This window comes from uncultured Capnocytophaga sp., from assembly GCF_938029845.1.
Classification (GTDB): domain Bacteria; phylum Bacteroidota; class Bacteroidia; order Flavobacteriales; family Flavobacteriaceae; genus Capnocytophaga.
Window position 1 is genome coordinate 79,109 of sequence record NZ_CALHGG010000168.1, and the last position, 12,125, is coordinate 91,233.

The following is a 12,125-nucleotide window of genomic DNA, read 5'->3' on the forward strand; positions in this document are numbered from 1 at the left end:
CTTATTTCCTTATATATACCACTTGTCCCTCTTGTAACTTTACTAATTGTGAAGCCAAGGCATTTTGTTGTTTTCCTTGATGATAGGGCACTACAAAATCCACTGCCTGCTGGATTCTTGAATCTATCTGTTCAAAAGTGGTAGGACTTGGCTGTCCGCTTATATTAGCTGAAGTAGAGATCAAAGGTCTCCCCAAAGCCTCTATAAGCTGTTTGCAGAAATCATCTTGTACCACACGGAAAGCCAAGGAATTGTCTTCGGCTATGGGAAGGCGTTTGTCATACACCTCTGTATATATCACTGAGGTAGGGCGCTGTTGCTGAGCCAAAAAAGTAGAGATCTTAGAAGGTATCTCTACATAATGTTCCAGCATTTCCCTTGAGGCGACAAGCAGGATAAAGCTCTTTGCCAAAGGTCTTTGCTTAATTTGTTGTATACGCTGTATTCCCTTCTGTGAGAAAGCATCACAGCCCAAGCCCCATATAGTATCTGTAGGGTAAAGTATTACCTTTTCCTGCTGCAAAAAAGAAAGGGTTTTTTGTATTATCTCTTTGGTTTTCATGGATTTAAGAAAGATTAAAAACTGATATTAATAAATAAATTCCCCATAGTAGTAGGCTTATACCCCCATAGATCAACCATACTTGCCAACCCTTTTTCATAAGAAAGGCTACCAGGAATAATCCTACCCATAATATAACCCCAACAAAGCTAAAGGTATCCCAAATCACTACTTCATTCCAATAATAGGCTGATAAGAGTATAAGAAGTAATACGATACTATAGCCTAAGAAGAATCCTCCTGTTATTTTTAAGAGCTTATCAAGGCTTGATGGGTTCAGATATTTTTTATTTGCTGGCATAGGTAAAATATAATTCTATCAATAACATTCCTGAGAAGATAGCTATGATGTAGTAAGTAAAAAACAAACGCATCGGAAGCAATAGTACAATAAGACTCCCCATAGCCATTAGTGCTGCAAGCCAAGCAAGGGCACCAGCCACGCCCCATAGGGTTATATAGCTTATAAGAAGCAGCAGTAGCAAGCCACTGCCCATATATTGGGCAGATCTTTGGTGGGTATGGAAGTACTTTTGACACTTATCCTTTAGGGTTAGTTCCGCCCGCTGGGAGGTGCTATAGAGTATATAAAAGGCATAAGCTTCCAAAAAGAGAAGGGATGTTATCATTGTTTCTTTAATTTGAAAAATACCCAAAGAGTAATAATACTTACTAAGAGCCAAAAGAGATTGACCACAAAAATAGCCGTTTCTCCTTTTAGTGCAGAATTCCATAGCCAGTTCCCTGTTACCAAACCATCTGCTATAGGAATGAGCATACCCCATAGTCCGCTCAAAAGGAGTGTATATCGGTTGGTTACGAAGTTATTACGCCTTAGTATAAAGAATAAGGAAAGTACTCCCCATGAGCCGAAGAATAAGCTATATATCCATAGCTGCTTATCTAGCATAAATCCTCCTAATAGCTTAATAATCAAAAAAACAAAAGCTGTAGCTGGTAGCATAGAAAGACATAGAGACAGATATACATTGGCCACCCATCGGTTTTGTTTGCGCTTGTGTTCCGATATATTTTTCTTATCACGAGCTACCAACCAAATGAGTACCCCTGAGAGGATCACAACACAGCCTAAAAAACCTAATAGCATATACATGAGTTTAACCCCATAACCTCCATAATCACCAAAATGTAGGTGCTTCATGATATCGAATAAGGCATCGGAATATGAGACTGTTTGGGCTGTTTGTTGCTGCAGTATCTTTTCATCTGATACCTGATAGACCACCGAATAGCTACCTGTAAAGTTCTTAGAAAAAATAGGGGCGGCTACCACCTTGATCAACATACTCTCATCCCCATAGTGAGTGAGATTGATCTCCTTTACAGAAGTATTAGGAAAAAGCCTCTTTGCTTTTTCTACCCATTCATTCACTGAAAAATCTGTCTGTAAGGGTCTATTAAGAAATGTTGTTCTTATCTCATCCTTATGTTCGTATAGGGCGTCAATCTTCTTTTGATCCCCTCCATAGACAAGCTGTTGTGCAGGCTCTACGAACAAGAGACTTCCTGTAATAAAGAAAGCTCCTGTAATAGCATACATTAGTTGATAAGGTAGACCTATTAAACCTAAGACTGTATGGGCTTCTGTCCAAATGTTCTTCCAAGCATTCTTAGGCCTAAATACATAAAAATTCTGTACAATCTTATCCCAATGAATGATAAGTCCTGTGATAAGGGTAAAAAGAAAAAAGAAGGTAACCAAGCCTACTAACAAGCGAGAATACCCAAATAGGTTGAAGGGATCAAAAAAGTGTAATTGATAGAAGAACACTCCTAAGGAATAATCATCCTCATAGTTCGTTATTTGTCCTGTAGTAGGGTCTATCGTAAAATAATCAGTTTCTACCTCTTCCGCTTCTTGTTTTTTTACCTCCTCTATGGGCTTATCTTTTGAGAGTTCTACCACTATAAGCCGTGTTTTCCCATTGGGGATCAGTGAAATATTTTGTGAATAAAGTGATATCTCTTTTTCCAATTCCTTCAATAGCTTATCAAAATCAGTCGTTCCGAAGGAACTTTCTATGATAGGTGTATTTTGCTCCCATACCTCGATTTCTTCACGAAGAAAAGAAAGCGTACCGGCAAAGAAGATAATATACAAGGCCACAGAAATAACAATCCCTGCAACTGTATGGGTATCAAATACAATATTATATATACGTTTGTTCATTAGAATCTTTACAATCTTTTATTTTGCAAAGATACAATAAATAAATAAAATACATCTATTATTACGTAATGAATTAACATAAGTACAATACAAGTATTATTCTTTTATTTTGCAGAATAATTAAAGTATATTTGGAATAGAAAATCTAAAATACTCAATATCAGAAAGTTCAAAAAGTCTATTATAATCAATTGCTTATTATTTATAGTTAAACTTAATAAAAGATAATTGTCATCTTTTGAAAAATTTGTATCTTTGCAAAATTTTCTAAAAAACCAATACATGAAATTTAAAAATTTGTTACTAACACTCTTATTTTTAGGTGTGTTAGGCATAACCCTTGCTCAAGAGTGTACTGTCTCTGGAGTGGTAAAGGATGAGAACATGAGTCCCATGCTGGGGGTATCTATCATTGTCAAAGGTACTACTCATGGAATCGCTACCGATGTCAATGGTTCCTACTCCCTTAAAGTACAGTTGGGAGATATTTTGGAATTTTCTTCCATCGGATACAAAACACAAAGTCACAAGGTTACCTCACAGACCCAAAAGCTCGATGTAGCCTTGCAATTGGACATTAAGGAAATAGACGAACTGGTCTTTGTCGGTTTTGGGCAAAAACGCGCTGTAAAAGAGCTAACAGGATCAGTGGGTAAGACTGACAAGCTCTCCAATAGTAACGTAGCCTCGGTGGACAAGGCCCTCAATGGGAAAATAGCGGGAGTACAAGGAAATTCCTATTCCGGACAGCCGGGTGGTTCTGCCAATATACGTATACGTGGAGTGGCTTCTATCAATGGACGTACCGAACCTATCTATATTGTAGATGGGGTACGTATCAAACAAGGAGAACTTGCCAAGGGACTCTCGGGAGTCGCATCCTCTAACATCTTGGCCAATCTCAATGATGAGGATATAGAGAGTATCACCGTACTCAAGGATGCGGTTTCCACTGCTGTCTATGGGGCAGATGCTGGAGCTGGGGTAGTGATCATTACAACCAAGGCCGGTAAGAAGGGAGAAGCCAAGTACAGCTTCTCTAGTGAGGTAGGAATGGTCTCCCGTGCGGTCAAGGGGGAAGAAAACCTCTCTACTTCGGAATGGCTCGATATGATCTACGATGCTTATCTCAACACCGAAGAAGGAACTTCGCTCTTCCCCAATCATAACAAGGAAGCCCTTCTGGCTCAATTAGCCGCTGGGGGCTTTAGTGATGGTTTAGGTAAAACCATACAAGGGATATACAATAAGCGGCATATCAACACCGACTGGCGCAAGGAAATAGAAAACCCAACAGCCCTTATGCAGAAGGTAAATGGTTCTGTATCGGGTGGAAATGACCGCTTTGACTATTATGCCTCCTTGGGCTATTACAATCTTGACGGGATTATTAAGCAAACAGGCTTCCAGCGAGTAACCAATACCAACCGCTTCACCTATCATGCTAGTGATCGCCTTACTTTGGCAACCGACTTGCAGCTTTCCTATGGAAAGATGCTTACCAAACCTTTCTGGGGATATCCCAGCAATCCTGTCTTAGCACTCTATTATCTACAACCTACTGATCGCGCCTATCTTCCCAATGGAAGTCTCAATTTGGGAAATGATAGTGGTCTTTTGTCCAATGGCTATTTCAACGCAGCCGCACTCCTAAGATACAACTATGTGCAGGTGCAGACCGCTCGAGCCTTTGGTAACTTCCAGGCCGACTATAAGCTTTGGGACAAGCTTACCTATAAGTTTGTCTTCGCTCCTGAATATATTGATATCATGGAGGATATATATAACAGCCCTATCCATGGGGACGGATACAGCTATGGAGGCACTACTCAAGCCAATGTGGAACGCTACTTCAGCTTCAATATACAGAATATCCTCTCCTATAATTTTCAATATAAGGAGAAACATAATTTTGAATTAGACCTCATCCAAGAGGCTTACCGAACAGAAACCAAAAGCCTCTCTGCCAAAGCCAGCCAAGTAGGTCCCAGTGGTCTTACCACCTTATCGAACTTTATCAAACCCAGTAAGATAGAAGGCACCAAGGAGGTCAGCTCCCGTGAAGGATATGCCCTAATGGCTCACTATGATTATGATAAGTTCTTCCTATTAGACCTCTCTGGTCGCCAAGATCGTGTATCTCACTTCTGGGAAGATAATAAGACAGGGTACTTTGGCTCTGTAGGAGTTGGAGTGGATTTCGCCCAATTAGATGCTGTTAAGAACTGGGGCAAGCTCTCCCAACTCAAGTTATCTACCTCCTATGGTAGTGTAGGTAATATGGTGGAGGTACTCCCCTATGCCACCCTCTCCTATTTGCAAAACTACAATGATAAAGTAGGAGGTAGCTTGGAAGGCGTAGAAAACCGAGATCTCCGCTGGGAGGTTCTCTATCCTTTCAATATAGGATTGGACTTAGGCTTTTGGGAGGATCGCCTTACCTTATCGGCTGCTTACTTCCATAAGACTACGGCTGATATGATCTTTGAAGTACCTCTTCCCAGCTCTCAAGGACCTTCCTCTGTCGGTGTCTATAGAAATATAGGAAAAATGGTTAATCAAGGAGTAGAACTTTCCTTCCGTACTCAGCTTATTGACAACGAAGGGGAGGGCTTCCGCTGGAACTTAGGAGCTAACTTCACTACCTTAGAGAACAAAGTTACCCAACTCTACAAAAACAAAGATGTCATCTCTGATGATAATATCATGCGTGAAGGAGAACCTGCCAATGCCTTCTATCTAAAAAAATGGGCTGGAGTAGATCCCCAGAATGGGGAACCTTTATGGTATCTCAACGGACAAGACGGGGCTACTACCAATGATTACACTCTTGCCCAATATGCTGTACAAGGAAATTTATTCCCTACTTACTATGGAGGAGTAGATTCTGAACTATCTTATAAGAACTTTACCCTTGCCTTTGACTTTGTATATTCTGGAGGAAATAAAATCAGGGATATCCCTGCCCCTGATGTTAATAGCGATGGAGCTTCACTGCTCAACTACCCTGGATATCGCTCCCAAAGAGGCAATTACTGGACACCCCAGCACCGAGCTGCAAGAGACCCTAAGCCTATACTGGGACAGGGCAATAAGAACGCTAATAGTGCATCTACCCGCTACCTATACAAGGCAGATTATATCCAACTACAATCCCTGAGACTTTCCTACAGCCTAAAGCCTGAGTTCTTAGCTGGTACTTACCTCAAAGGATTAGAATTCTATCTGTTAGGAAACAACCTTTGGACTTATAATTTTGATCCAAATTACAAAGGAGACAACTCTTCTAACGAATTGGGAAATTTTTATTTCCCACTTCCTATGCTAAAGACCTATAGTTTTGGGATAAATGTTAACTTATAAAAGAGATAAAAAATGAAAAGATATATATACACCACCCTTTTCCTTATAGGAGGGCTCTCCCTTAGCTCTTGTAGCAAGGACTTTACAGAAACGCAGTTCTACCAAGCCAAACCCATGGCACCCCTTGAGTCAGTCGAAGAACTCAGCGCCTTTGTCAATGGCACCTATGCCAAAATGCGAAACAGAGATTATTTAGGCAGCAACTACTTAACCTATGGGGAGATACGCTCCGATGAGGCTTATAACAACATGGCTTCAGATTTTTTTAGTGGTCAGACTAACTATACTCAGGATGCCAGTGATCTCTTTTCTAAAAGTACTTGGGAAGCTGCCTATAGAGTGGTCGCTCATGCCAACTTTGTCATAGGTACACCTGAGGGGAAACTCTCTTGGAAAAAAAGCCCAAACACCACTGAGATAAGTGCTGAGATAAAGAAGCTCAAGGCACAGGCCTATGCTATCCGTGGGATTGCTTTCTTTGACCTACTTCGACTCTATGGACAGAAGTATACAGGAGGCTCCTTAGGTATTCCGCTTCCTTTGGAATACAATCTTAACAACATTTCTACCCGTGCTACTCTTGCCCAAACAGAAGCTCAAATAGAAGGTGACCTGAACCAAGCTATCTCTCTATTCCAAGAAGCAGCAAGCCTAGAAGGGAACTCCTTGAACGATTTGGTTGATACTTCCGACAAGACAACCCTCTCCCCCCTAGCTGTAAAAGCTTATCAATCACGCTTTTATCTATACAAAAAGAATTGGGAAAAGGTCATAACACTTTCCCAAGAGATCATAACTGCTAACAAATACAACATAATCCCTGCCGCTGACTTGGAAACTTCCTTTGGTAAGCCCAATCCCTCCAATAGTATCTTCGAGTTGGCTGTGGGAGTGAATGGCTCACTTGGGACCGAATCCTATGAGTATATGCTTAATAGTGGAGGTTCTCTCACCATTGTACCCACCGCCTATGCCCGTAGCCTCTATGAGGAAGACGATGTTCGTAAAGGGCTTATCACTGGTGATGACGATGAGGGATATGCGCTCAATGGCAAGTTCCAAGACCTACAATCCCGCTCCAATATAAGACTCGTTCGCTATGAAGAGATCTTACTCAATCTCACAGAGGCTTATCTACAGATGGGGGAAGAGGACAATGCCCTACCTTACTACAATCAGCTAAGAACACAAAGGGGATTGGAGGAAGCCACCTCCCTTGATCTAGAGGAACTGAAGAAGGAAAGATTACGCGAACTCTTAGGCGAAGGCCTCCGCTATTGGGACTTGCTCCGTTGGGGAGATCCTATCCCCTACTACGATCGTACAGGAGCTACCAACCCAACCAACAACAAGATAGCACCTAACCGACTCCTTGCCTACCCTATCCCTCTGTCCGAACTCAATAGCGATCAAAGCCATGTAACTCAGAACGAAGGATACTAAAAAACCTCTTTTCTATTATTCCCCTATCTTTACTAAATAAGGATAGGGGAATAACATTTAATTAATAAAACCATCTATATTTCAAAAAAAAATAGTACTTTTGCGACGTTAAAAAATGTATTTATGAATATAATCAAACCTATTTCCATAGGGGCTTTTGCAAGTATTTTAGTTGCTTGCGGAGGAACTTCCAAAATTGCCTCTTTGCCCTTGGAAACATTGGAAGGAAAGAACATTCCAACCCAAAAAGAAAACCCAGGTAAAGATGAGTTAAAGACTTGGCCTCACCGAGACCTGCTCTCCACAGGATACCCCGGTATCTCCCTCGAGAAAGCCTATAATGCTCTTAAAGGAAGAAAAGCCCAAACCGTAATTGTAGGGGTGGTGGATTCTGGTGTGGATATCAACCACGAAGACCTCAAATCTATCATCTGGACAAATCCAAAAGAAATCCCTAACAATGGTATAGACGATGATAAAAACGGCTATGTAGATGACGTACATGGATGGAACTTCTTAGGAGAAATCAACCAAGAAAACTTGGAATATGTACGTATCCTCAAAAAGGGAAATACCAATGACCCTGATTATAAGAGAGCTGAGGAAAAATACGACAAAGAATTCAAAGACGCTACTGAAAAAATAGAACTCTATTCCCAAATAAGGGAAAGAATCGCTCAGAGTGATGCCCTTATCCAAAAACACTTAGGCAAAAAGGAATATACTGCCGAAGACTTAGACACGATAGATACCTCTTCCCTACAACTATTAGGTGCTGTGCGCGGTATGAAGTACCTATTAGGCAACGATGTAACTGTAAAAGAAACTCTTGAGGAACTCTCTGATGGAATTAAGCACTACGAGGAACGTCTCAAATATGGACTTAACAAGGAGTTCAACCCTAGAGCTGTCCTCAATGATAATCCTGATGATATCAATGATAAGATATATGGGAACAACAACGTCATAGGACCCACTGCTGAAGGTGCTTTGCACGGAACTCATGTGGCAGGTATCATCGCTGCTGTACGCCATAACAACATAGGTATAGATGGGGTGGCTGACCATGTACGCATCATGCCAGTACGTACTGTACCTGACGGTGATGAATATGATAAGGATGTAGCCCTTGCTTTACGCTATGCTATTGACAATGGTGCCAAAGTAATTAATACCTCTTTCGGTAAGGAGTTTTCTCCACATAAGGAATGGGTATATGATGCTCTTAAATATGCAGCTGAGAAAGATGTATTGATTGTAAATGCAGCAGGTAATGACACCAAAAATATAGATACTCAGCTTACTTTCCCTGATGATAATATTGACGGAAAGGAATTCACTGATACAATGATTACCATTGGAGCACTTAACTATGAGTATAATGAGAATTTGGTAGCTTCTTTTTCTAATTATGGTAAGAACAATGTAGATTTGTTCTCCCCAGGGGTACAAATATACGCTACTGTTCCTGAGAACAAATACAAATTCTTGGACGGAACTTCCATGGCTGCACCTGAAGTAGCTGGAGTTGCTGCCTTAATCCGTGCCTACTTCCCTACTCTAAAAGCGCGTGAAGTAAAGCAAATCCTTATGGAATCGGGCTTAGTACCTACAGTGAAAGAAGTACTTGTTGGAGGACGAGGTGAAGAACAAGAAGCCAAACGCATGCTTTTCTCTGAACTCAGCAAATCTGGCAAGATAGTGAATGCTTACAATGCTATCATTTTAGCTGCCAAACGCAGTAAATAAAGATCTTTATAACTAAAAAAGGGAAAGACTTAATTAGTCTTTCCCTTTTTTTATCTAATCACTCGTTCTATAGAAGTTATTAGATTATCTACATCCTCCACACTAAAGACATATACCCGTCCTTCTACTGTTTTTATAAGAAAGGACTGCTGCATATCTCCTATAAAAGCATTGTAGCTACCTATATCTGAATTACGAAACACACCTACAAAACCCCATAATCCTCCTGAACTAAACATCTTCATATCGGAAAGAGTAGGCGTATAGCGCCCTATATATGAAATAGCTGCATACTCTATCCTTATACTTCCCACTATTTTCTTGAGTTCAAAATATTGGGTAGTTAGTCTCACTGAAATAGGAGCATTGATCATAAAAACTCCATAGAGGATAAAAACGGTTACAGAGATTAACAATGCCTCATAATCATCACTATCAATCATGAACTTGTTCAGACTATAATTGAGCAGTCCTAAGAAAGCCAATGTTACTACAACGGTTGTAATCCTTACCCACCAGCTCCAGTGTACATTAATTTTCTCTTCCATATCTTGTGATTTTTAAGTTATTCTCTAAATACCTTCTCTACCCCATTAATCTTTTTAAGGCTATCTAAAAGAGAGTTCAATGCCTCGGTATTGGAGACCAAAAGAGTAATCTCCCCTTCAAAGATACCGCCCCTACTCATGAGTTGTATATTATTCATTCCCATACCCTTATGAGAGATGTGATTGGTAATTTCGGCAGCCAAACCTTTCCTATCCACTCCTATAATCTTGATCGTAGTCTCATACTCTCGTTCCGTGGATTTGACCCACTTAGCGGGAATTATCCTATAAGCATAGTTGGAGAACATAGAGAGGGCATTGGGACAATCCTTCTTATGTACCTTGATACTTCCTCCATTGACAGCTATATAACCAAAGATATCATCCCCTGGAATAGGCGTACAACACTTGGAAAAACTATAATCCAACACCTGTTCGTCCTTTCCAAAGACAATCATATCATAGTCATGGGAGTCCTTCGCCTTTTCAGCTACCACATTAGTTACTGGTTTCTTCCTAAAGAAATTAAAGAGAGAAGAAGCCGTACTTCTGCTAGAGACAAAATTTTTGAGCATTTGGTTATTAATTTCCCCTGTAGCCATTTGGTAAAAAACATCTTGGCTGGTCTTGGTTTTGAAATAGGTAACCATATCATTGGTAACCTTTTCATCAAGATTTACCTTGAGTTGTTTGAGCTTTCTCCTTAGTATTTCCTTTCCTTCCTCGGCTACCTTCTTGCGATTTTCTTTCAGGGCTCCTTTTATTTTAGCAATAGCTCTAGTAGTAGTAGCATAGTCCAACCAGTTAGAATTGGGAGAAGCATTCTCGGCTGTAATAATCTCCACTTGTTCTCCACTTCTGAGTTTATAGTTTAGTGGAACGAGCTTCCCATTGACCTTAGCCCCACGAGTGTGCATTCCCACTTCGGTGTGGATACTAAAGGCAAAATCCAATGGTGTCGCCCCCTTGGGCAAGGATTTTATTTCTCCATTGGGAGTAAAGACAAATATCTCATCGGCATAGAGATTCATTTTGAACTCTTGGACAAACTCCACTGCATTGGCCTCGCTATCTTCCAAGACCTCTTGTAAGCGGTTAAGCCACTGTTCTATACCACGTTCATTCTGTTGTCCATGTTTGTACTTGAAGTGTGCCGCATATCCTTTCTCCGCAATCTCGTGCATGCGTTCACTGCGAATCTGTACCTCTACCCATTTGTTCTTAGGTCCTACTACCGTGATATGTAGCGCCTCATAACCTGTACTCTTAGGAGAGGAAAGCCAATCCCTAAGCCGTGTAGGGTTCGGGCGGAAATAATCGGTGACTATAGAATAGATCTTCCAAGCCAAGAACTTCTCATTCTCGGGGGTACTCTTGTAAATAATACGAATAGCAAACTTGTCATACACCTCCTCAAAAGGAATTTTCTTGGCTACCATCTTTTTATAGATGGAGTATATAGACTTAGGTCGTCCCTTGATATAATAATCCACTTTCTCCTTGTCCAAGGCAGCCTTAACCGTATCGGAGAACTCTTTGATATACTGAAGTTGTTCCTCCTTGGACTCTTCCATTTTGCTAAGAATAGCGTAGTACTGGTCAGGCTCGGTGTATTTGAGTCCCAAATCCTCCAACTCAGTCTTAATATTATACAAGCCTATTCGGTGAGCCAAGGGAGCATAGATAAAGAGTGTCTCCGAGGCTATTTTTTGTTGCTTATAGGTAGGCATAGCATCCATGGTCTGCATATTGTGCAAACGGTCAGCTATTTTTATAAGAATCACACGCACATCATCGTTGAGCGTTAGGAGCATCTTACGGAAATTCTCCGCTTGAAAAGAGACATCGGTATCACGGCTAAGATTGGATATTTTGGTAAGTCCTTTGACTATTTTTGCAATGGTATCTCCGAACTGCTGGGCAATCTCTTCTATAGTAATAGGAGTATCTTCCACCACATCGTGTAGCAATGCCGAAGCGATGGAGACAGCATCGAGACCTATATTATAAGCCACAATCTTAGCCACCGCTATGGGATGGAAGATATAAGGCTCTCCACTCTTACGTCTCTGTTCCTTATGGGCATCCACTGCTACATCAAAAGCCTTACGAATGAGTTTTTTATCCTCCTCACTAAGGGTCTGATAGCTTTCACGTAAAAGGTCTTTATATCTTTTGGCTATTTCTTTGCTTTCTTCTGGGGTATAGTATTCTGTTTCCATAAAAATTACATTTCTCTAATCAAGGGCTATATTACGTTTTTTTCTTT

General features: G+C 40.7%; 9 protein-coding genes. 3 read left to right on the plus strand and 6 right to left on the minus strand.

Going from position 1 to position 12,125, the window contains the following annotated elements:
- Nucleotide 1: 1 nt before the first annotated feature.
- From Q0625_RS13080 to Q0625_RS13095, 4 genes are read right to left on the minus strand one after another with little or no spacing between them, the layout of a single operon-like run.
- Complete coding sequence (locus Q0625_RS13080) at nucleotides 2-562, minus strand: L-threonylcarbamoyladenylate synthase (RefSeq protein WP_298828098.1); 561 nt, start codon at nucleotides 560-562, stop codon at nucleotides 2-4.
- A gap of 4 nt (nucleotides 563-566) precedes the next feature.
- Nucleotides 567-863, minus strand: coding sequence for a hypothetical protein (locus Q0625_RS13085; RefSeq protein WP_298828101.1), 297 nt, complete (start codon nucleotides 861-863; stop codon nucleotides 567-569).
- The gene (locus Q0625_RS13090; protein ID WP_298828103.1) at nucleotides 850-1,191 is read right to left on the minus strand and encodes a hypothetical protein; all 342 of its coding nucleotides are present in this window, start codon (nucleotides 1,189-1,191) and stop codon (nucleotides 850-852) included. The genes Q0625_RS13085 and Q0625_RS13090 overlap by 14 nt, the downstream gene beginning before the upstream one ends.
- On the minus strand, nucleotides 1,188-2,753 hold the full coding sequence (locus Q0625_RS13095; RefSeq protein WP_298828105.1) for a PepSY-associated TM helix domain-containing protein: 1,566 nt from the start codon (nucleotides 2,751-2,753) through the stop codon (nucleotides 1,188-1,190). The genes Q0625_RS13090 and Q0625_RS13095 overlap by 4 nt, the downstream gene beginning before the upstream one ends.
- A 282-nt stretch (nucleotides 2,754-3,035) precedes the next feature.
- On the opposite strand from Q0625_RS13095, the gene Q0625_RS13100 reads away from it, so the two are divergent.
- From Q0625_RS13100 to Q0625_RS13110, 3 genes are all read left to right on the plus strand, one after another.
- The gene (locus Q0625_RS13100) at nucleotides 3,036-6,116 is read left to right on the plus strand and encodes a SusC/RagA family TonB-linked outer membrane protein (protein WP_298828108.1); all 3,081 of its coding nucleotides are present in this window, start codon (nucleotides 3,036-3,038) and stop codon (nucleotides 6,114-6,116) included.
- 12 nt (nucleotides 6,117-6,128) lie between these two features.
- Entirely contained in the window at nucleotides 6,129-7,559 is a 1,431-nt protein-coding gene (locus Q0625_RS13105; protein WP_298828111.1) for a RagB/SusD family nutrient uptake outer membrane protein, read from the plus strand.
- 123 nt (nucleotides 7,560-7,682) lie between these two features.
- Entirely contained in the window at nucleotides 7,683-9,308 is a 1,626-nt protein-coding gene (locus Q0625_RS13110) for a S8 family peptidase (protein ID WP_298828114.1), read from the plus strand.
- 50 nt (nucleotides 9,309-9,358) lie between these two features.
- On the opposite strand, the gene Q0625_RS13115 is transcribed toward Q0625_RS13110, so the two are convergent.
- Nucleotides 9,359-9,856, minus strand: a complete 498-nt coding sequence (locus Q0625_RS13115; protein WP_298828117.1) for a PH domain-containing protein — start codon at nucleotides 9,854-9,856, stop codon at nucleotides 9,359-9,361.
- Between the two features lie 17 nt (nucleotides 9,857-9,873).
- Complete coding sequence (locus tag Q0625_RS13120) at nucleotides 9,874-12,078, minus strand: RelA/SpoT family protein (RefSeq protein WP_298828120.1); 2,205 nt, start codon at nucleotides 12,076-12,078, stop codon at nucleotides 9,874-9,876.
- Nucleotides 12,079-12,125: the final 47 nt, after the last annotated feature.